This window comes from Micromonospora sonneratiae (genome assembly GCF_042679305.1).
Lineage (GTDB): Bacteria > Actinomycetota > Actinomycetes > Mycobacteriales > Micromonosporaceae > Micromonospora_H > Micromonospora_H sonneratiae.
The window spans coordinates 40,558-61,132 of sequence record NZ_JBHTMP010000028.1; the positions used below are offsets into that span (position 1 = coordinate 40,558).

17 protein-coding genes are annotated in these 20,575 nt (G+C 70.5%); 8 read left to right on the plus strand and 9 right to left on the minus strand.

The window, feature by feature from the left end:
* Positions 1 to 279 precede the first annotated feature (279 nt).
* Complete coding sequence (locus ACFQ4H_RS18870; RefSeq protein ID WP_377572304.1) at positions 280 to 2,181, plus strand: VanW family protein; 1,902 nt, start codon at positions 280 to 282, stop codon at positions 2,179 to 2,181.
* On the opposite strand, the gene ACFQ4H_RS18875 is transcribed toward ACFQ4H_RS18870, so the two are convergent.
* The 4 genes from ACFQ4H_RS18875 to ACFQ4H_RS18890 form a co-directional block, all read right to left on the minus strand.
* Entirely contained in the window at positions 2,154 to 2,534 is a 381-nt protein-coding gene (locus tag ACFQ4H_RS18875) for an ABC transporter permease (protein WP_377572305.1), read from the minus strand. The genes ACFQ4H_RS18870 and ACFQ4H_RS18875 overlap by 28 nt on opposite strands.
* Positions 2,467 to 3,135, minus strand: coding sequence for an ABC transporter permease (locus tag ACFQ4H_RS18880; RefSeq protein WP_377572306.1), 669 nt, complete (start codon positions 3,133 to 3,135; stop codon positions 2,467 to 2,469). Before ACFQ4H_RS18880 ends, ACFQ4H_RS18875 begins: the two co-directional genes overlap by 68 nt.
* Before the next feature lie 47 nt (positions 3,136 to 3,182).
* Positions 3,183 to 3,758: a snapalysin family zinc-dependent metalloprotease gene (locus ACFQ4H_RS18885; RefSeq protein ID WP_377572307.1), complete on the minus strand. Its 576-nt coding sequence runs from the start codon at positions 3,756 to 3,758 to the stop codon at positions 3,183 to 3,185.
* Between the two features lie 221 nt (positions 3,759 to 3,979).
* A complete protein-coding gene (locus ACFQ4H_RS18890) occupies positions 3,980 to 4,738 on the minus strand; it encodes a TetR/AcrR family transcriptional regulator (RefSeq protein WP_377572308.1) in 759 nt (252 codons plus the stop codon).
* A 126-nt stretch (positions 4,739 to 4,864) separates the two neighbouring features.
* Here ACFQ4H_RS18890 and ACFQ4H_RS18895 point away from each other — a divergent pair, with 126 nt between their 5' ends.
* The 3 genes from ACFQ4H_RS18895 (at position 4,865) to ACFQ4H_RS18905 (ending at position 7,702) form a co-directional block, all read left to right on the plus strand.
* Positions 4,865 to 6,118, plus strand: coding sequence for a DUF418 domain-containing protein (locus ACFQ4H_RS18895; protein ID WP_377572309.1), 1,254 nt, complete (start codon positions 4,865 to 4,867; stop codon positions 6,116 to 6,118).
* Positions 6,119 to 6,330: 212 nt separating this feature from the next.
* Positions 6,331 to 6,918: a TetR/AcrR family transcriptional regulator gene (locus tag ACFQ4H_RS18900; protein ID WP_377572310.1), complete on the plus strand. Its 588-nt coding sequence runs from the start codon at positions 6,331 to 6,333 to the stop codon at positions 6,916 to 6,918.
* A gap of 118 nt (positions 6,919 to 7,036) precedes the next feature.
* Positions 7,037 to 7,702 (plus strand): lysophospholipid acyltransferase family protein, encoded by a 666-nt coding sequence (locus tag ACFQ4H_RS18905; RefSeq protein ID WP_377572311.1) that lies wholly within the window; start codon positions 7,037 to 7,039, stop codon positions 7,700 to 7,702.
* A gap of 89 nt (positions 7,703 to 7,791) precedes the next feature.
* On the opposite strand, the gene ACFQ4H_RS18910 is transcribed toward ACFQ4H_RS18905, so the two are convergent.
* The gene (locus ACFQ4H_RS18910; protein WP_377572312.1) at positions 7,792 to 8,712 is read right to left on the minus strand and encodes a TetR/AcrR family transcriptional regulator C-terminal domain-containing protein; all 921 of its coding nucleotides are present in this window, start codon (positions 8,710 to 8,712) and stop codon (positions 7,792 to 7,794) included.
* A gap of 165 nt (positions 8,713 to 8,877) precedes the next feature.
* Between ACFQ4H_RS18910 and ACFQ4H_RS18915 the strand changes: the two genes are divergently transcribed.
* Positions 8,878 to 10,098, plus strand: a complete 1,221-nt coding sequence (locus tag ACFQ4H_RS18915; RefSeq protein WP_377572313.1) for an FAD-dependent monooxygenase — start codon at positions 8,878 to 8,880, stop codon at positions 10,096 to 10,098.
* A 196-nt stretch (positions 10,099 to 10,294) separates the two neighbouring features.
* Here the strand turns inward: ACFQ4H_RS18915 and ACFQ4H_RS18920 are convergent, their stop codons facing one another.
* Together ACFQ4H_RS18920 and ACFQ4H_RS18925 are read right to left on the minus strand one after the other, a co-directional pair.
* The gene (locus ACFQ4H_RS18920; protein WP_377572314.1) at positions 10,295 to 11,641 is read right to left on the minus strand and encodes a carbohydrate-binding protein; all 1,347 of its coding nucleotides are present in this window, start codon (positions 11,639 to 11,641) and stop codon (positions 10,295 to 10,297) included.
* A 53-nt stretch (positions 11,642 to 11,694) separates the two neighbouring features.
* Positions 11,695 to 12,690: a trypsin-like serine protease gene (locus ACFQ4H_RS18925; protein WP_377572315.1), complete on the minus strand. Its 996-nt coding sequence runs from the start codon at positions 12,688 to 12,690 to the stop codon at positions 11,695 to 11,697.
* Between the two features lie 234 nt (positions 12,691 to 12,924).
* Between ACFQ4H_RS18925 and ACFQ4H_RS18930 the strand changes: the two genes are divergently transcribed.
* The 3 genes from ACFQ4H_RS18930 to ACFQ4H_RS18940 all read left to right on the plus strand — a co-directional run bounded on the left by ACFQ4H_RS18930 (position 12,925) and on the right by ACFQ4H_RS18940 (position 17,319).
* Positions 12,925 to 14,280 carry a helix-turn-helix domain-containing protein gene (locus tag ACFQ4H_RS18930; RefSeq protein WP_377572316.1) on the plus strand — a complete coding sequence of 452 codons (1,356 nt, stop codon included), beginning with the start codon at positions 12,925 to 12,927 and terminating at the stop codon, positions 14,278 to 14,280.
* Positions 14,281 to 14,354: 74 nt separating this feature from the next.
* Positions 14,355 to 15,725, plus strand: coding sequence for a helix-turn-helix domain-containing protein (locus tag ACFQ4H_RS18935; protein WP_377572317.1), 1,371 nt, complete (start codon positions 14,355 to 14,357; stop codon positions 15,723 to 15,725).
* Between the two features lie 76 nt (positions 15,726 to 15,801).
* Positions 15,802 to 17,319 (plus strand): carboxylesterase/lipase family protein, encoded by a 1,518-nt coding sequence (locus ACFQ4H_RS18940; RefSeq protein ID WP_377572318.1) that lies wholly within the window; start codon positions 15,802 to 15,804, stop codon positions 17,317 to 17,319.
* A 6-nt stretch (positions 17,320 to 17,325) separates the two neighbouring features.
* Here ACFQ4H_RS18940 and ACFQ4H_RS18945 read toward each other — a convergent pair whose 3' ends face one another.
* Entirely contained in the window at positions 17,326 to 18,090 is a 765-nt protein-coding gene (locus ACFQ4H_RS18945) for a TetR/AcrR family transcriptional regulator (protein WP_377572319.1), read from the minus strand.
* Between the two features lie 115 nt (positions 18,091 to 18,205).
* Positions 18,206 to 20,566, minus strand: coding sequence for an endopeptidase La (gene lon, locus ACFQ4H_RS18950; RefSeq protein WP_377572320.1), 2,361 nt, complete (start codon positions 20,564 to 20,566; stop codon positions 18,206 to 18,208).
* Positions 20,567 to 20,575: the final 9 nt, after the last annotated feature.

Genomic DNA, 20,575 nt, shown 5'->3' on the forward strand with positions numbered 1-20,575 from the left:
CCGCAGTTATGAGCAGCGGAAATATGCCGCTGGCAGAAGCCGCGAAACCGGCTGGGACGATCGTTGGAAACCTGGACCCGGGTTTGAGTCGCACAGGTCAACCGACGTCATTCAATTACACTCAGTTAAGACGCCAGGTGGCGGGCCGTACGACTGCTCCACCATTCGAACGACGCGATGATCTGGTTCTGCACACTGATCATGGTGGCCCGGGACTCGTATTCGGCTACGCCCGATCTTTGGCTACCGTAGTCATCCAGTGTCGTGCCGGCGCGGCGGATGATCATCCGATGCCGGTGTAGCCCCCGAACGAGGTTTCCTGTGAGTCTGTACGGCGACAAGCAAGTGCCAGCCAACGAGGCGCCGACGGTCCAGGTCAAGGCCATCTCATTCTCGGATGAGCCGGATCCGGTCCCGGGCCCCCGCAGGGGAGCGGCTTCGGGTGCTGCCGGAGCGGGTCCGGACGGGGCGAATCCGGACGGCCCCGCGACACCGGGCCGTCGCCGTCGTCGGGCACTGGTGGCGGGCGGTGTTGCCGCGGTCGTACTCGCCGCAGCCGGTGGAACCGCCGCGTACGCGTACAGCGGTGAGGTTCCCCGGGGAACCAGCGTGCTCGGGGTGGATCTGGGTGGCAAGAGCCGCGCCGAGGCAACCGACGCGCTCCGTGCCGACCTGACCCGTCGGGCACAGACACTCGACGCCCCGGTATCCGTCCGGATCGGCGACCAGACCGCGCAGATCAAGCCGGCCGACGTCGGTCTCGCCGTGGACGTGGAGGCGACCGTCGCGGCCAGCGCCGACGCGAAGGCGCATCCGGTCAGCCTGCTCTTCGGGTCCCGGAGCGTCGATCCCGTCATCAAGGTGGATGCCGAACGACTCGACACGGAACTACGTAAGGTGGCCGGTAAGTTCAGCCCCGAGATGACGGTGCCGCGCATTACCTTCGACGGCACCACCCCGAAGCCGGTCTACCCCAAGCCCGGGAAGGGCCTGGACCCCACGCAGTCCGCAGAGGCGCTGCGGGCGGGCTGGCTGTCCGGTCAGCCGGTGACCATCCCGGTGGTCGACGTCCAACCGGCGACCTCCGCCGCCGAGGTGGACCAGCTCGTCGCCGAGTTGGCCAAGCCGGCAACCGCCAAGCCGGTGACGGTCACCACAGACAAGGGCAAGTTCACCATTCCCGGTACGGCAATCGCGAAGAGCCTCGTACTCGCCGGGGACAAGACCGGCAAGATCCATCCACGGGTGGACGAGAAGAAGCTCCGCGAGGCGATCGACCGCCAACTCGACACGGTCGAAACAGATCCGCGGGATGCGACCTACCAGGTCGAGGGGGGCAAGCTCCGACCGGTTGCCGGTGCGGGCGGGCGACAGGTGGACACGGAGGCGCTCAGCCGGGACCTGCTGGCGGTCCTGCCCAGCTCCAACAAGCGAGAGATCAACGGAACGATCAAGTCCGTCGAGCCGAAGATCACCACCGAGGAACTACCTGCGCTGGGAATCAAGGAGAAGGTCTCCAGCTTCACCACCCACTTCACCGGGGGAATGTCGTCACCCCGTAGCCAGAACATCCGGCAGATCGCCAAGGAGGTGGACGGCGCCCTCGTCAAACCCGGCGAGACCTTCTCGCTGAACGGTCACACCGGACCACGGGACTACGCACAGGGCTACCGGGACGCGCCCGTCATCCTCGACGGCAAACTCGTACCCGGCGTGGGCGGCGGTACCTCGCAGTTCACCACCACGCTGTTCAACGCCACGTACTACGCCGGGCTTGAGGACGTCGAGCACAAGCCGCACTCGTTCTGGTTCAGCCGGTATCCACCGGTGATCGAGTCGACGATCTTCTACCCGCACCTGGACTTCAAGTTCCGCAACAACACCCCGCACGGCCTGGTCATCGACACCTCCGTGACCAACAGTTCGGTCACCGTGTCGATCTGGAGCACGAAGATCTGGGACAGCGTGACCACCGAGTGGAGCCCACGCCGGAACATCACCAAGCCGAAGCTGATCCATCTCACGCCCGGCCCGTCCTGCATCGCGACCAACGGCATCGACGGCTTCACCCAGGACGCCTGGCGCATCTTCCGTAAGGACGGCAAGGAGGTCAAGCGGGAGAAGTTCACCTGGCGCTACGACGCGGAGCCGCGTTACGTCTGCGGGCCGAAACCCAACTGAGCCGGGGCGCCTGCGGCGCGTACGGCTCCCCGGGCGACGAGTTCCACGACCACGGCGATGGCGATCGCCTCCACGGCGAGCAGTGCGACGAGGATGACGAGTTGGGTCACGCCCGCCTGCACCGGGCTGGCTCCGCCGAGGAGCACGCCGACGAAGGCACCGGGCAGGGTGACGAGTCCGACCGTGCGGGTCTGGTCCAGGGCCGGGACGAGCGCGTGGCCAGCGGTCGGGCGACAGACTTCCAGCGCGGCAGCCCGCTCGCGTAGGCCCAGCGCCAGACCGGCCTCATACTCGCCGTGACGCTGCCGTAGTTCGTCGAGGGCCCGCCGGCCGGCCAGGCTGGCCGCTGTCATCGCGCCACCGATCAGGATGCCGGCGGTGGGCAAGTGTGCCGGGAACGGTGCCGGTGCCGATCAGCAGGGCGAGGGCGGGTGCCACACCGAGTGCAATCGGCAGGGCAACGAGACCGCTGGCCCGCAGACTGCCGATCCGTCGGGCGGACGTGACCGATGCCACGACGTACATCACCACGACGAAGGCGATCGTCATCGACCAGGCCCGGAGCACCGCCACGATGATCAACGAGACGGCGGCCAGTTGCAGGGTTGCCCGGAACGCGGCGGTCAGCACCGCCCGCCCCGGCCCGAGACCGGCCCACCGGACGACGACCGCGCCGACGGCGGCCAGCGTGGCCAGGACGACGAGAAGGGTCGGGCCGACGGCGATGGCGGTGCTGCTGCTCATCGCCGCATTCTGGCCGAGGCCAACGAGCCGCTGCCGCCGGTAGTAACGGCGGCCACACCGGTCACGGCGGTAGTCACGGCGGTACGCCACGGCGGTAGTCGCGCCGGCCACGGCGGTAGTCGCGCCGGCCACGGCGGTAGTCGCGCCGGCCACGGCGGTAGTCGCGCCGGTCACGGCGGCCCGGATCCGCTGGGCACCGGTTGCCGGCACCGGGGCGGAACCTGACCGCCGTGACCGGTCACGGCTCATCCGGCTCGCTAGCCGTTGTTCCACACGTAGGTCGTGCCGCTCATCGCTGCGGGCTCCGCGAGGTGGGCCGGCACGACTCCGTTGGCGAACAGCGCGTTGACCCGGGCGGCCTCGGTGGCGCTCGGGTTCGCGTTACGGCAGGAGATCGGGGCGCTGCTGCCGGACATCAGGTCGGAGCAGAGCCCGGTCCGCCGGTCGGGCAGACCGAGAATGTGACCGAGTTCATGGGTGGCGATCCGGGTACGGTCGTACCCCTGGTTGACCGCCTGCCACCCCATGTAGACCTGCCCACGGCCGAGGCCCTGGACGTACGCCCGGGGCCAACCGTTGTCGACGTAGATGACCACGCTCGCCGGGCTGCCGGCCACCAGCCGTACGTTGCTGACGCTGCTGTTCCAGATCGCGGCGGCCTGGGTGAAGTTCGTGGTGAACTCGCCGGCACGACTCGCGTCGTAGTAGACCGTTCGGACGGCGACGACGGGATCGGCGGAGGCGACAGTGCCGGCGACGGACTGCACGCCGACAATTGACAACGCCGTGGCCAGTACGCCTGCAGCAACGCGCAGGACATGTCGTCTGGACATGGGAACTCCTCAGGGGAGGCGAGGGGGGCGCCGAATGAGCGCCATCGATTGGCGTCTATCAAACTAATCGGCCGCAGGCCGGGACACCAATAGCGTTTGCCCTATACCGGATGACATCAGGCAGCTGGTCGACCACCCGGAACAACTCGACTCGCCATTCGCCGAATTCAATTGGCTGGCCAGGAGAAGCGCCACGCCACGACCCGCTGGACGCGGGATGGTCAGCCAGCTGCCGCGCCGCCGCCGTGCCGGGCGATGAGCGCCTGGACGCCGTCGAGGAGCAGGTTGAGCCCGAAGGCGAAGTCGGCGTCGTCGATCCACTCCTCGGCGGCACCGAAGGCCCGGGCGTGCACGGCGGCAGCGAGTTCCGGGTGGTCCGCCGGGTCGAGGACCTGTCCGAGGATGTCGCCGTAGTCCGCCAGCCCGCCGATCGTCCCGTCCCCACCCGCCTCGGCACCAACGGTCATACCGTGGACGAGGGCCGCCTGGGTGTTGGCGTAGCCGGTGAGCGCACTCGCGATGTTGATCCGCTCAGCGACTTCGAGCCCGGTGCCGGCCAGCGCGGCGAGCGCGCGGTCGAGCCAGCGCAGGGCCCGGGGTCCGACCGGCGGGGTGTTGCGAGGGATCTGTAGCAGCCAGGGCCGGTCCAGGAGAAAGTCACGGTTGGCCCGGGTCCACTCGGTCAGGTAGTCGCGCCACGGGCGCCCGTCGATGGCGGGCGGCTCGGGTGCGGCGGCGTCGGCCATCACGGTCAGCAGCTCGTCCTTGCTGCCGACGTAGCGATACAGGGACATGGTCGCCACGCCCACCTGGGCGGCGACGCTGCTCATCCGGACGCCCTCCAGGCCCTCGTTGTCGGCGATCCCGATCGCGGCGTCGACGATCCGGGAGAGGTCGAGGCTCGGCCGGGGACCGTGCCGGGAGGCGGTTTCCCGGCCCCACATCCGCGCCACCACCGGAGGAAGCGCCCGCTTCGTCACGATGAACCCCTCCTTGTCCCCACAGGTCGCGTCCCTACTGTAGATCGCCGTACTCTGTATCTCGTACGCTGTATGTCATACGCTGTAACCGATACTCTGTAGAAGCTACGCAGTAATGGGGGCAAGATGAGTACGCAGAGAGCCGGCCGGCGCGTCCTCGACGTCGATGCGACCAGGGGATTCGCACTTCTCGGGATCTTCGCCGTCAACGTCACGTTCATGGCCTCCGGCTATCCGGGGAACCTGACGATCGATCCCGACTTCGACTCGGGACTGGACAACGCCGTCCGCACGTTGTCGTCCGTCTTCATCGACATGAAGTTCTACGTGCTCTTCTCGTTCCTCTTCGGATACAGCTTCACGCTGCAGCTGGACTCAGCGAGGAGAGCCGGGGCCGCCTTCTCGTCGAGGATGCTCCGCCGGATCGTCGGGCTCTTCACCATCGGCGCCCTGCACACCGTCTTCCTCTACGGCGGCGATGTCCTCACCACGTACGCCGTGGCCTGCCTCGTCCTGTTCCTGCTACGCAACGTGACCGACCGCACCGCGATCCGGATCGCGGCCGGCCTCTACATCGTCGTGCTGCTCAGCCTGGTCGCCAGCGCCCTCGTCGTCGACCGGTCGGCGTTCGTGCCCGGACCGGCCGAGGCACTCGCCAACGGCGAGCAGGCGACCCAGGCGCTGCTCGGCGGATGGGGGTCGAACATCGAGGCGCACCTCGCCGGCCTACCGCTGCTGGTCCTCCAGGCGGTCAGTATGCAGGGGCCGACCGCGCTGGGCCTGTTCCTGCTCGGCATGGTCGCCGGTCGTCGGCAGTGGTTCGCGCGGATATCGGGCAACGAGCCCATCCTGCGTCGAATCCAGTGGATCGGCTTCCCCATTGGACTGCTCGGATCGATCGCCTACACCGCTGGTGGCGGTAACGGCAACACCCTCGCCGTCGCGGCCAGCGTCGCCACCGCACCCCTGCTGACCGCCGCGTACGTGGCGACCCTGCTGCGGATCATGCACAACCCGCGCACCGCATTCGTACGATCCGCACTCGCCCCGGCCGGCCGGATGGCCCTCTCCAACTACCTGGCCCAGTCGGCCCTCGGCCTGATCGCCTTCACCGGCATCGGCTTCGGCCTCGCGGGCACGTTCTCCCCACTCGCTCTCTTCGGCTTCGTCGCGGTCGTGTTCGCGGGCCAGTTGGCCGTGAGTACGGTGTGGCTGCGCTGGTTCCGGTACGGCCCCGTCGAATGGGCACTGCGCTGGCTCACCAACGCCCAGCGCCCGGCATTCGTCGTGTCGCCCCGACACCGCCAACCGATCGGTGGCCCCGATCGGCCCGCCACCGATCCCGACAGCACTGCCATCCACCCGGCCGAATCACGGTAGGGCATCCCATCGGCTGTACCCGGTTCCCGTGTGGCCGTACCAGGAACCGGGTACGCCGGCCGAGCAGCGGACCGACCCCGTTTCGCCACGGACGCGTCGTGTCGTGTCCCCGATGCCTCAGCCGGCTGGACGGGCTGCCAGACCGGACTGTCGAAGTAGTAGTTGACGGACGCGGGTAGACACTGTCTACCGGCGTTTGGTAGACACTGTCTATGCAGCAGTCGGACGGTGGTCTCCGTACCCGCCTCGTCGAGGTCGGCGTCGACCTGGTGGCCCGGGACGGCGTCGGGGCGCTCTCGCTACGGGAGATCGCGCGCGGTGCCGGGGTGTCGCATGGCGCGCCCCGCCGCTACTTCCCCACCCACCAGAGCCTGCTGGCGGCAATCGCACAGCAGGGCTACCGCGCCCTCGCCCGGCGGATCGACCCACTGCTCGACAGGGACACCGACCCGCGCGCCCAGGTCCACGAACTGGGCCGGGAATACCTGGACTTCGCCCGGGCCAATCGCGGCATGTTCGAGTTGATGTTCCGACACGACCTGTTGCGGGGCAACCAGATCGGCCTACGGGACGACAGCCTGCGGCTCTTCGACGTCCTCGTCCGGCTCGTCGAACGCGCGGTCGGCCCGACCTCGTCGGATCGGCCGCCGGCCGTGATCGCCGGAGCGCTGTGGGCAAACCTCCAGGGCATCGCCCAACTACACCTGTGGGGCAGCCTCCAGGTCGCCGCCCAGACCGAGGACGTCGACCTCCTGCTACGGACCGCGGTCGAGGCCCACCTCGGCAGCGGACGCGCCTGACGTCGACCCGGTCGTGTCACCACCCCGTCGACGCGGTCGAGCCACCGACTACCCGAAGGAAGGCCATGCAGAACACCATCGTGCCCGTCGCGACCCCATCCCGTCCTGAGCCGACGACGTGCTGATCCAAGCTGGCGTACGGCCAGCTCTCGGGTGCCTGCTACGACTGGCCTACCGTCCGGAGATCGAGGGACGGCAGAACGTCCCCAGGACCGGGCCGGTCATCCTGGCCGCCAACCACCTCTCCGCCCTGGACAGCTTCCTGATTCCACTGGCGGCGCCGCGACCGGTCGCCTTCCTCGCCAAGGCGGAATACTTCCGTCGGCCCGGAGTCACGGGTGCGCTGTCCCGGGCCTTCTTCACCGGCATGAACGCCATCCCGGTGCATCGCACCGACCACCGCGCCGCGCAGGCGTCGCTGGAGGCGGCTCGCGAGGTCCTCGCCGCAGGACGTGCCTTCGGCATCCACCCCGAGGGCAGCCGGTCCCGCGACGGGCGGCTCTACCGGGGCCGCACCGGCGTCGCCTGGCTGGCGCTCGCCACCGGAGCGCCGGTGGTGCCGGTCGCTGTCCTCGGCACCGATCGCATCCTGCCGGTCGGAGCACGGCTACCCCGCTTCGGCCGGATCGCGGTCCGCTTCGGGCAGCCGCTGCGCTTCACCCAGCCGCCCGACGGCAACGCCAACCGGGCCCGGCGGTTGGTGACGGAGGAGATCATGACGGCGATCCAGCGACTTTCCGGCCAGGAACAGGCAGCCGGCCACGCCGAACTGCCGGTGCAATAGGCGGAGCGGCAGCCGATCCGTTCGTTCCCCGCAACCGCGCCGGCGCGGACCCAACTCCGGGCCCTCGATCAGCGCGGCGGGGCCCTCGATCAGCGCGCCGGGCCCTCGATCAGCGCGGCGTAGCCGTCCAGCAGCCGGTGCAGGCCGAACTCGAAGACGGTGTCCAACTCCAGATCGACCGTCTCGGTCAAGGCCGCCAACGTGGGATACCGGCCGGTCGTCAACCGCTGGAACGTCGCCTCGTGGGTCTCCACCCACTGCTCGTCGGTGAGCCCGGTGTCCTGCACCGCCTGTGCCTGCGCCTCCAGGTTCGTGGCGATGCCCCGGACGTACGCCATCAGCGTCACCGCCACGTGCCAGCGCAGTTGGGTGTCGAGGCCGAGCCCCGCTGTGGCCCGCAGCGCCCACTCGGTGTGCACCATGCCGTCGGGCATCGGCTGCGGGCGCGACATCGAGATGACGTGCGGCAGCCAGCGGTGCCGACGGTAGACCGCCCACTGCACGCGGGCAAGCAGTTCGAGGCTGGTCCGCCAGCCGGCCGGTGGTGCAGCGGGCAGCGGCGCGTCGGCCAGCACCACGTCGGCCATCGCCAGGATCAGGTCGTCCCGGCCGCGGACGTGCCGGTACAACGCCATGGTGGTGGCCCCCAACTCGGCGGCGAGCTGCCGCATGGAGACGGCGGCCAGGCCGCCCGCGTCGGCCAGGGCGATCGCGGCACGCACCAGCCGCTCCCTACTCAGCTCCGGATCCCCGCCGGAGGAGCCGCGACCGGCATGCGGCGCTGCTGGACGGGGCGCGGCCACCACGGTGCCCGCCCCGGGCCGGGTCAGCACCAGCCCCTCGTCGCGGAGCAGGGCGAGCACCTTGGTGGCGGTGGCAATGGCCACCCCGTGCTCACGGGTGAGCTGTCGGGCCGAGGGCACCGGGTCGCCGGGCCCCAGTTCCCCGAGCATGATCCGGCGGCGGATCTCCGCCGCGATCCGCCGGTACGGCGGCTCCGAACCGGCCACGGTCCACCTCCGGCGCAGCGTACTAGTACGAGGCCGTCCAGGAACCCTCGTCGGGGCGAGCGTACTAGGTCGTGACTCGCCCGCTTTCCAGCATGGACCTACCGTCCATCACGGACCCGACGCACGCCGGGTGGACGGTGTACGCAGAAACTCGGGAGCGCTGCGATGAACGACAGGACCGTACTCATCTCCGGTGCCAGCATTGCCGGCCCCGCGCTGGCCTACTGGCTGCACCGCTACGGCTTCGACGTCACCGTGGTGGAGCGGTCCCCGGCGCTACGGCCGGGCGGCCATGCGGTCGACGTGCGCGGAGTCGCCCGCGACGTGGTCGAACGGATGGGGATCATGCCCCGGGTACGCCAGGACAGTGTCGACGAGCGTGGTGCCGCGCTCGTGGACCGGAACGGGCGGCGAACCGCGACGATGTCCGTGGAGGCCTTCGGTGGCGAGGGAATCGTCGCGGAGATCGAGATCATGCGGGGTGACCTGTCCCGGATCCTCTACGACGCGACCAGAGACGATGTCGAATACCTCTTCGGCGACCGGATCGTGCGGCTCGGCCAGAATGAGGCTGGGGTAGACGTGGACTTCGCCAGCGGGGCGGCCCGCCGGTTCGACCTCGTCGTGGGCGCTGACGGGGTGCACTCCGGCGTACGCGGTCTCGCCTTCGGCCCCGATTCCGACTACGTGCGCCATCTGGGTGCGTACACCGCGTACTTCACCGTGCCCGACCCCGGCGACCTGGACAGCTGGTTCCTGATGTACAACGCGCCCGGCGGACGGGTGGCCATGCTCCGCCCCGAGCGTGGCGGTACGGCGAAGGCGTCACTCGGCTTCACCTCGCCACCGCTCGACTACGACCGGCGGGACGTCCGCTACCAGCAGCGGATTCTGGCCGACCGGCTGGCCGACGCCGGCTGGCGGGTACCCGGGCTGCTGGCGGCGATGCCGGACGCGCCGGACTTCTACTTCGACGCCATCTGCCAGGTACGTGTCGACCGCTGGTGGCGGGGGCGGGTGGCGCTGGTGGGCGACGCCGGCTACTGCGGCTCGCCGCTGGTCGGGCTCGGCACCAGCATGTCCCTCGTCGGCGCGTACGTCCTCGCCGGTGAGCTGGCGTCCTCTCCGGACGATCACGAGGCGGCGTTCGCCCGCTACCAGGACGAGATGCGCGACTACGTCGCGGCCGCTATGGAGCTGCCACCCGGTGGGATCAACGGGTACGCCCCGCACTCCCGGCTGATGATCTCGCTGCGTGCCCTGTCGATGCGGATGATGACCCGCTGGCCGATGCGGCAGCTCCTGGCCAGGCAGTTTCAGAAGTCCGACGCGATCGTGCTCAGGGACTACGCCGCCCAGCACCAGCCACGGCATGCGGGCGCGTGAGGTGTCGGCGGCGCATCCGGGCAGTCCGCGTCGAGCGGTCCAGCTCACCGCCTGGAAACCGCTGCCTGACAGGGGCCATCACCGCCCGGCACCGTCGTTGGTGCCGGGCGGTGATACGGACGGCCCGACCGGAGGGGATTTACGGCCGGGCGCCCGAGTCATCTCGCCACCGACGTCCGTCGGTGACCGCGTTCAGTCAGATCGCCTGCCAGAGCGCCGGTACGTTCGGCGGCTCCCAGCCGGCCATCGAGGTGTGCCCCTGGAGGCACCGGTACGTCTGGTTGCCGTAGGTGACCGTCGCACCCGGCTGGTACGACACACCCGGAGCCCAGGTGCCGCCCGGGTTCGAGGTCTGCGAACTGGTCGGAGTGGGGCTCGGTCCACCCGAGGTGATCAGGGTCAGGCTGTAGGCCTGCAGGATCTCGTTGACCGGCTGGTAGTACATGACCGAGTTGCCGGACGAGCAGGTGCCGGAACCACCGGAGGTGACCCCCTGCGCCTGGGTGCCGGAGAGCCACGAGCCACCCGAGTCGCCCGGTTCGGCGCAGGCGTTGCTGCGGACCAGGCCGGTCACGGTGCCCTCCTGGTAGGTCACCGACGCGTTCTTCTGCTGGATGACACCGCAGCGCCAGCCGGTGGTCGAGCCGGAACGGCAGACCGAGGCACCGACCGCCGCCTCCTGCGAGCCGGCCACGGCGACCGTACCGCCGCTGTAGTTGTTCACCAGTCCGCGCGGGGTGTTGCCCGCGTCGACCTGCACCCAGGCGTAGTCGTTGCCGGGGAAGCTGGAGCCACGGAACGTGCCGCTGGGCTGGGTGGTACGGGAACCGGTCCGGCCACAGTGGCCGGCGGTGACGAAGCCGCCGTTGACCGAGAAGCCGACCGAGCAGCGGCTGCTACCGATGTAGTACGCGTTGCCGCCGATCACGTCGATGTACGGACGCGGGTTCTCGGTGGTGGTCTCCACCCGTACCGCGCTGGCGTCGACGCCGCTGGCCCTGACGAACGCGGCTGCCGCCGGGTCGGCACCGGTGGCGCTGAGCACCACCACGGAGTTGCTGGTGACGTCGGCGTACCAGCCCTTGACCGTCTTCGGCGCCGAGGCCGAGTACGCGTCGAGGCGGCTCACGACCGTGTCGAGCTGCGCCTCACTGCGCGCGACCAGCTTCGGGGTCGCGCCGATGGCGCGTACCGCCTTCTCGTGGGCGCGGTCGGTGACGGCGACGTTGACGGTGCTGCCGTCACCGGAGAGCCAGGTGCCCGCGTAGCCGGCGCCGAGCGTCTGCCGGAGCACCTGCTGCGCACGGGCCGCGTGGTCCTCCTTGGCCAGCCGCTCCCGGGCCTGTGCCGGGGTCAACTTCAGGTCACGCTGTAGGGCGGCGAACGCGGCCGGCTCCATGCCGGCGGGGGCACCGGCACCGACCGCCGGGGATGCGCCGTTCGCCGAGGTGCCGGCGAGGGCGTTACCGGTGAGCGCCACGGCCGCGGCCATCCCGACGGCGGCGATCACGCTCACCGTCAGCATCGTGGGTCTTCTGGACATCGGGTTCCTCTCAATCGGGGGTTGGGGGGTCGAGTCGGAGGTCGGGGTGCCGGTCAGCAGCGGCCGGCGTCCCGCCACACGGCCCAGGAGCCCGGGGCACCCGGCTCGGCACCGGTCGAGTACCAGGTGGCCTCCCAGACCCGGCCGTTGTGCGCGGCCCGGTCACCGGGGGCGTACGCCTGGCCGGCGCTCCATGCGGGGATCCCGTCGCAGCCGGTCGGCGGGTCGCCGCCCTCCAACGGACCGGTGTACGTCTCGATCCAGGACCGGTACGCCGGTACGTCGTTGTAGATGGATGGCGCGGTGGCGCAGACCGAGCTGTTGTTGCCGGCCCGGCTGGTCGAGCCGATCAGCTCCCAGTTGCCGCTGGTGCCCTTGATCTGCGGACCGCCGGAGTCGCCGTAGCAGGCACCGCTGGTGCCGTTGGGGTTGTTCGTGCAGATCTCACGTGGACCGTCGATGCCGGCGCACCGGCTGTCGGCCACGATCGACGTGTCCAGCTCCATGAGGTTGGCCGGTGCGCCACCGCAGCCCTGCGGCGCGCAGGTCTGGCCCCAGCCGATGATCCGGGTCGCCGTACCGGTCGGTCCCGACTGCGCCGCGACCGGGATCGGACGCTGGCTCACGTTCGTCGACAACTGCACGAGGGCGATGTCGCCGGATCCGACCACGAGTCGGGAGGCCCCGACGAGGGTGCCGCCCGACGCCCAGGTCGTGGTGCCGATCCGGAGCTGGACCGAGCCGGGTGACCGGCCCTGGACGCAGTGCGCGGCGGTGACCACCCAGTTCGCCTTGATCAGCGATCCACCGCAGAAGTGCCGGCCGCCGGACTGGAGGGAGGCCATGAACGGGTAGACCTCGCTGGCTGGCCGGCCACCGACGATCAGCGGGCTGATGTCACGGTCGCCCGTCTCGGACCCGACGGCCGTGGGGGCGGCGGGTGGCGTGGGGGTAGGCGGCGCGGCGGAGGCCGCGAGCGGTGCGGAGAAGAGTACGGCCGCGGTGGCGGCCAGGACGGCCAGTCCAGGAGTGAGTCTGCGATGGCCCATCGCTTCCCTTTCCAGGCAGGGGTTTCCAGTGGTTCCGGGCAGGGGTTGCCGGGTGTGTAACAGTGGACGTAACAACAGTTACTAATGTTGTTGCCCTGCACGGTAAGGCGCACCTGCGACGGGTGTCAATAAAGAGAGTTTTCGATTACGAGACGTCCGGGTGGCCGTACTCACCGGTCACCTGACCCACCCGATGCCGGCTACCCTGGTGTCCACTGCTTGCGAGGAGGTCGAGTGACGGCGGACATGACAGCCGCACCCGGCGTGCCCGCCGAGTCCGAGCCGCCCGGCCCGGCCGCCGCCCCGGGCTCGCTCGGCGACCGCATCCGGGCCCTACGGCACGACCGGGGCCTGACCCAGCGCCAACTCGCGGAACCCCGCTACACCCGGGCGTTCCTCGCTGCCGTCGAGTCCGGCATCCGGGTCCCCACCGACTCGGCGCTACAGCACATAGCCGCACGACTGGGCGTCGATCCAGACGACCTGCGGCACGGCCGACCGCCCGGTATCGCCACGAAGTTGGCCAGCGCACTCACCAATGCCCGCCAGCGACTCTTCCAGGGCGAAGTGGAGGAAGCCGCCCGGGTCGGGGCCAACGGCTACGAACTCGCCGGGCGGTACGCCCTGCCGGAACTGCGGTCCCAGGCGGCGTACCTGCTCGGCGAGGTGGCGTTGCAGCGGGGCGAGACCAGCACCGCAGCCGCCGAGTTCGACCGGGCACTGGACCTGCTGCCCGCCGGTCGCCCCGACCTGCGGGCAGCGGTGGTCGCGCGGCAGGCGTACTGCCGGTTCGTCGGCGGGGAAACGATGGCGGCGGTCGCGATGCTGGAGGACGAGCTACGGGCCGTACGCGCCGCACCCGTCACCGATCCGGACGCGGAAGTCCGTCTGCTGTCCATGCTGATGTACATCTTCCTGGAACTCGACTGGCGCAACCGGGCACGTCAACTCGAACGGGAGGCCTGTCCGCTGCTGCCCCACGTGGTCAACCAGGAATGGGTCGCCCGGTTCTACTCCACGGCCGCGCAGCTACGCCAGGCCGACACCGAACTGGTCGAAAGTGAACGGCTGCTCAGCGAGGCCGCGCGGATCTACTCCGACCTCGGCCTCACCCGGCAGATCGGGGTATGCCACTGGGCCCGGGGATTCGTCCTGCGCCGGGTGGGCCGGCCGGTCGACGCCGCCGTCGAGTTCGAGCGGGCCCGGGCACTGCTACGGGCCGTCGGCGCGGTCCAGGACTACGCGGGTGCCACGCTGGAACTGGCCGAGGCACGACGCCTCGCCGGTGCCCTGGCCGAAGCAGAGGCGCTGGCCAACGAGTCGGCCCGGATCTGCCGGACGTCGCACCACATGGAGGGGATGGCGGAGGCCGACCGGCTACTCGGCCGGGTCGCCGCCGCCCGGGGTGACACCGCGACGGCGGAATGCCTGCTCCACCGGGCCGCCAACCGGTACGAGCAGGCCGGGATGACCGCCGAACTGGTGGTCACCTGCCGGGAACTCGGCGAACTGCTGGTCACCGCCGGCCGCCCCACCGACGCAATGGCCGCCTTCCGCCAGGGGCTGCTGATGGCCGAACGGTTGGACTGACCGACTGCCCCGTGGTGGACACATCGGGGCGTACCGGCGCGACGACGGATCGAATCACCGGACCGGGAGGTGGAATGGACGTGGAGGTCGGGCAGCGCATCCTCGCGCTACGTACCGCACGCGGCCTCACCCAGCGGGCACTGGCCGAGCCCAGATACACCGCCGCCTACATCTCCTCCGTGGAGCGCGGACGACGGATTCCGTCCAACGACGCACTCACCCACTTCGCCGACCGGCTGGGCGTACCGCTGATCGAGCTGGCCACCGGCCGCTCCGCCGCTGCCGCGGTCGACCTGGACCTCGACCTCGCCGGCGCGGATGCCACCGCCGCCGGGGATCCGGCGGCGGCCGAGGCCACCTATCTGCGGGTGGCCGAGGCCTCCGGCGACGATGTCGTCCGCTCGGCCCGCTGCCAACTGGGCCTCGGCCGGCTGGCCTTGACCGACGGTCAGGTCGAGACCGCCAGTCGGCACTTCGACGACGCGTGGCGGCTGCTGGCCGACGCCGATCCACGGGTACGCGCCGAAGCGGTAGCCGGGCAGGCCGCCTGCGCCCGGCTACGCGGTGCTCCCGGATACGCGGCCTATCTCCTGACCAGTGAACGGGACGAGTTGCACCGGGCCGGCTATCCGGACCCGGCCGCGCTGCTGGCTCTCCACGCCCAACTCGCCGCCTGCCTGGCCGAACTCGGTAACGAGGAGGCCGCCGCCGAGGCGGCCGAGGCCGCTCTGGCCCTGGCCGGGCTACCCGACCCGGCGATGGTCGCCGACCTGCACCTCACCGTTGCCCGTACGCTGCTGGCCGGCGACCGGCTGGAGGCCGCCGCCACCGCGCTCGACCAGGCCCGCCAGGCCCGTAACCAGGCAACGATGCGGCCCACGCTCGCCCAGTGCCATCACATCCGGGGCCGGGCCCGACTGGCATCCGGCGACATCGCCGGTGCCGCTGCCGATCTGCTCACCGCGCACCGGGACTACACCGCCACCGGGCAGTCGGATTCGGCCCTGGACACCGGGGTCGACCTGGCCCAGGTCCACCGTGCCCTGGGCCGGCCGGCACACGCCCGGGCGCTGCTCGACGCTGCCCTGGCCGCCGTGGATCCGGCGGCGATCGACGCGGTCAACCCCGGGCTGGGGACCGGCACGGTTGGCCCCGCGCCGGGAACCGACCGGGCGACGTCGGCCCACCCGTTACGGGCGGCCCGGGTCCACCGGGTGCTGGCCATGCTGGCTGTCGACAGCGGCGACGACGCCGCCGCCGAACAGCACCTGCGTACCGCTGTGCAGTTGTACCGGCGGACCGGGCCGCGACGGGAGTTGGCGCAGGTCGCGATCGCGCTCGCCGACCTGCTGACGGCCTCCGGTGGCGCCCCGGCGGCACTGGAGGTGCTGCACGCCGGTCTCACCGGAATCGAGGAACTTATCACCAGCAACCGGTACGACTAGGTGGTGGAGGTAGCTCCACCCCGTTGGGCAGGAAACCTCATCCCGGCCATGGCTGTCGGGATGACACCTTGGACATATGCGAATCCTGACGACGATCGTGACCGTCGCCGCGCTCCTGGCGATGCCTGCGCCTGCGTCCGCCAAGCCCGCCGAGCCCGGCAAGGTACGCACCGACGCAGGCTGGATATCCGGCACGGTGCGCGGCGACCATCGGCTCTACCAGGGCATTCCCTATGCCGCCGCACCCGTCGGTGAGCTGCGCTGGCGCTCGCCGCAACCCGTCGAGCCATGGACGGGCATCCGCGATGCGACACGGCCCGGCAACCGGTGCGCCCAGACGGCGGACAGTTGGGGCCTGCCGGCCAGTGACAGCGAGGATTGCCTGTACCTCAACGTGACCGCTCCGCGTGGCGCCTCACCGCGCCACCCCAGGCCGGTGCTGGTCTGGCTGCACGGCGGCAGCCTGACGAAGGGTGCCGGCAGCGACTACGACGCCACCCGCCTCGCCACGCGCGGCGACATCGTCGTGGTCACGGTGAACTACCGGCTGGGGATCTTCGGCTTCTTCGGCCATCCGGGGCTGTCGAACGGCGGCGCGTTCGGCGTGGAGGACCAGCAGGCGGCGCTGCGGTGGGTACGACGCAACGCGGCCGCGTTCGGCGGTGATCCAGGCAATGTCACGCTGGCCGGCGAGTCAGCGGGTTCGCACTCGGTATGCGCCCAGCTCGCCTCCCCGGCCTCGGCGGGCCTGTTCCACCGCGCGATCACTCAGAGTTCCCCGTGCTGGAGCCAGGACGACCTGCCGAAGGTCCTGGGCGTGCCACTCTGGGTCCCGGCCTCGGCCCATGAGGAGTACGGGCAGATGATCGCCGGACAGCTCTCCTGCTCCGATGTCTCCTGCCTCAGGGGTCGATCGGTTCTGGAACTCCTCGCACAGCCCCCGCTGCCCCTGCCCGGCTACGGCAACGCCGTACTGCCCGAGGACCCGGCGAAGGTCTTCGCCGAGGGACGTTTCCACCGGGTGCCGATCCTGTCCGGCATCACCCGGGACGAGGGCACGATGTTCGCCTCGATGGTGTTTCCGAAGCTCACCGCCGCGCAGTACGTCGATGGCGTCACCCAGATCTTCGGGGACCGGGCATCGGCCGTCCTGGCCGCCTACCCGCCCGGTGAGGTGCCCACCCAGACCGCTGCCGCCATCATGAGCGACCTCGACTGGGCGAGGCAGGCACGGGACACCGATCGGCTGCTGGCCAGGCACGTGCCGGTCTACTCCTACGAGTTCCTCGACCGGACGGCACCGCAGTTGTTCCCGTTCCCCGACGACCAGGTGGAGCCCATGGCTTCGCACGGCTCGGAGCTGCCGTTCCTCTTCGACCCGTCGTGGGAGTCTGCCCCGCTCACGAACAAGCAGCGTCGACTCGGCGACCTGATGATCGGCTACTGGGCGCGGTTCGCCGCCACGGGTGATCCGAACGGCCACGGACTTCCGGCATGGCGGCACCACCCGTACGTCCAGGGCCTGGACCTCGACCGGGTGGGCCGATTCGACCGGACCGCCGCGCACCGGCTGAACTTCTGGGACGGGATCTGACCTGACCTATCCGTTCCGCGCGTCGATGAGGACGCCGAGGCTGTCCAGGATCCGGTCGAGCCCGAACTCGTACGCATGGGCCGGGCTGTACGCCGCACCGTGTGCTGCGCCTGCGGCGGCGCCGACCCGGGCTGCGGTGGGGTACTTCGTGGCGTCGAGGACCTTTGTCAGCAGCGGTTCGTTCGCCTCCCACCACTGCTGGTCACTCATCGCACGTTCGTGTTCGGCGGCCCGGGCGTCGGCGGCGGCCCGGGCACAGGTCTGTACGAAGCCGAGCACGAAGGTCAGCGCCGCGTCCATCTCGACGTCGTCGAGCCCCAGGCCTTCCAACGCCTGGAGTTCGCGCTCGTACTTGGCCATCATCCCGGGACCGAGTGGCGGGCGGCCGGTGGAGACGTCCGCGACCCAGGGGTGCTGTTCGTAGAGGATCCGGTTGTCCCGTGCGATGGCGGTCAGCCGGGCCCGCCAGGAACCGTCGGCCGGGTCGGTGACCGCCATTTCCCGGTAGACGGTATCGATCATCAGGTCGAGCAGCTCGGCCTTGCCCGGCACGTACGTGTAGAGGGACATGGCGGTGACGCCGAGCTGGTCGGCGACGCGCCGCATGGACAGCGCGGCGAGTCCCTCCCGGTCGGCCAACCTGATCGCGGCCTGGGCGATCTGGTCCACGGTGAAGCGTGGTTTGGGACCTCGACGCGGCCGGTCCTGGAGTCCCCAGAGCAGCTCGATGCTGCGCTTCGGGTCACCACCCCCACTGCGTTCCGTCGTCACGCCGGCCTTCTCCTCGACACCCGGGAATTCCGTACAGCGTAAGCGACATTCGCCCGGGTGCAGGGCAGGGCCCCTTCCAATACGAAAAGCGATGAGAAGGGGCCCTCCCGGCACCTCAGGCGGCGGTGAGGGCGGGGGCGTCGGCCGGGCCGTCCACGCCGAGATCGTCGACGGCACCGAGGTCGTCGGCCGGGCGCAGGGCCAGGGCCAGTACGTCGGCCACGTCGGCCAGGGTGTGGATGGTCAACGCCTCGCGTACCTCGGCCGGCAGGTCGTCCAGGTCCGGCTCGTTGCGCGCCGGGATGATCACCTCGGTCAGACCGGCCCGGTGTGCGGCCAGCAGCTTCTGCTTCACCCCACCGATCGGCAGCACCCGGCCGGCCAGGGTCACCTCGCCGGTCATGCCGAACTCGGGGCGTACCGGCCGGCCGGAGGCCAGCGAGGCGAGCGCGGTGACCATGGTGATGCCCGCGCTCGGGCCGTCCTTGGGGACCGCACCGGCCGGCACGTGCAGGTGGATCCGCCGACCGGCCAGGGCGTTCGGGTCCAGCCCCAGCTTGCGACCGTTCGAGCGCAGGTAGGAGAGGGCGATCTGCGCCGACTCCTTCATGACGTCACCGAGCTGCCCGGTCAGGGTCAGCCCCGGCTCACCGTCCATGCTGGTCGCCTCGATGAAGAGCACGTCGCCACCGGCACCGGTCACCGCCAGCCCGGTCGCCACCCCGGGTACGGCCGTCCGCTCGGCCGACTCCGGCGTGAACTTGGGCCGACCGAGGTAGCCGGCGAGGTCGTCGACGTCGACGCGTACCGGCTCGTCGGAGGTGGCCAACCCGACCGCGACCTTGCGCAGGATCCGGGCCAGGGCCCGTTCGAGCTGGCGTACCCCGGCTTCCCGGGTGTGTTCGGCGGCAATCCGGGCCAACGCCTCGTCGGTGATGCCCACCTCGTCGGCGGTCAGCCCGGCCCGCTCGACCTGCCGGGGCAGCAGGTGGTCGCGGGCGATGGCGACCTTCTCGTCCTCGGTGTAGCCGTCGAGCGTGACCAGTTCCATCCGGTCCAGCAGCGGGCCGGGGATCGCGTCGACCACGTTGGCGGTGGCCAGGAACAGCACGTCGGACAGGTCGAGGTCGACCTCCAGGTAGTGGTCGCGGAAGGTGTGGTTCTGCGCCGGGTCGAGCACTTCGAGCAGGGCGGCGGCCGGGTCACCGGCGTAACCGGCCGAGATCTTGTCGACCTCGTCGAGCAGCACGACCGGGTTCATCGAGCCGGCTTCGCGCAACGCCCGGACGATCCGACCGGGCAGCGCACCGACGTACGTCCGGCGGTGGCCCCGGATCTCGGCCTCGTCCCGGATGCCGCCGAGCGCCACCCGGACGAACTTTCGGCCGAGCGCCCGGGCGACCGACTCGCCGAGGCTGGTCTTGCCGACGCCGGGCGGTCCGGCCAGGGCGAGCACCGCGCCGGAACCTCGCCCGCCGACGACGCTCAGGTTGCGCGCCGCCCGCCGGTTGCGCACCGCCAGGTATTCCAGGATGCGGTCCTTGACGTCGGTCAGACCGGCGTGGTCGGCGTCGAGCACCGCCCGCGCCTGCGCCAGGTCGGTGTTGTCCTCGGTACGCGTCGACCACGGCATCTCCAGCACCGTGTCCAACCATGTACGGATCCAGCCCGCCTCCGGTGAGGCGTCGCTGGCCCGTTCCAGCTTGCCGACCTCGCGCAGTGCCGCCTCGCGTACCTTCTCCGGCAGGTCGGCGGCCTCGACCCGGGCCCGGTAGTCGGCGGAGCCGTCCGGCTCGTCCTCGCCCAGCTCCTTGCGGATGGCGGCGAGCTGCTGGCGGAGCAGGAACTCCCGTTGGGACTTCTCCAGCCCCTCCCGGACGTCGGAGTTGATCCGCTCGGTGACCTCCTGCTCGGCGAGGTGGTCCCGGACCCAACCGACCAGCAGTTCGAGCCGGGCGGTGACGTCCGGCGCGCCGAGCAGTTCGATCTTCTGAGCCAGGGTGAGCCAGGGCGCGTAGCCGGCCGAGTCGGCCAGTTCGGAGAGGTCGGTCATCCGTTCCATGGCGTCGATGACCTGCCAGGCCCCCCGCTCCTGGAGGACCGAGGTCATCAGGGCGCGGTATTCGCGGGCCAGTTCCTTGGCCCGGCCGGCGGGCGCGGGCTCGTCGAGTTCGCTGGCCTCCACCCAGAGCGCGGCACCGGGCCCCGGTACGCCGGAGCCGATCCGGGCCCGGGACAGGCCTCGGATCACGGCGGCGGGTTCACCGCTGGGTAGTCGGCCGACCTTTTCGATGGTGGCGACCACACCGACCGAGCCGTACTCCCCGTCGACCCGGGGTACGGCCAGCAGCTGCTTGTCGCCGGTCGCGCGGGCGGCGTCGACGGCGGCCTGGGTGGTCGGGTCGAGGGTCACCGGGATGACCATGCCGGGCAACAGGACTTCGTCGACCAGGGGCAGAACCGGAAGAGTTGACATCGAACACCT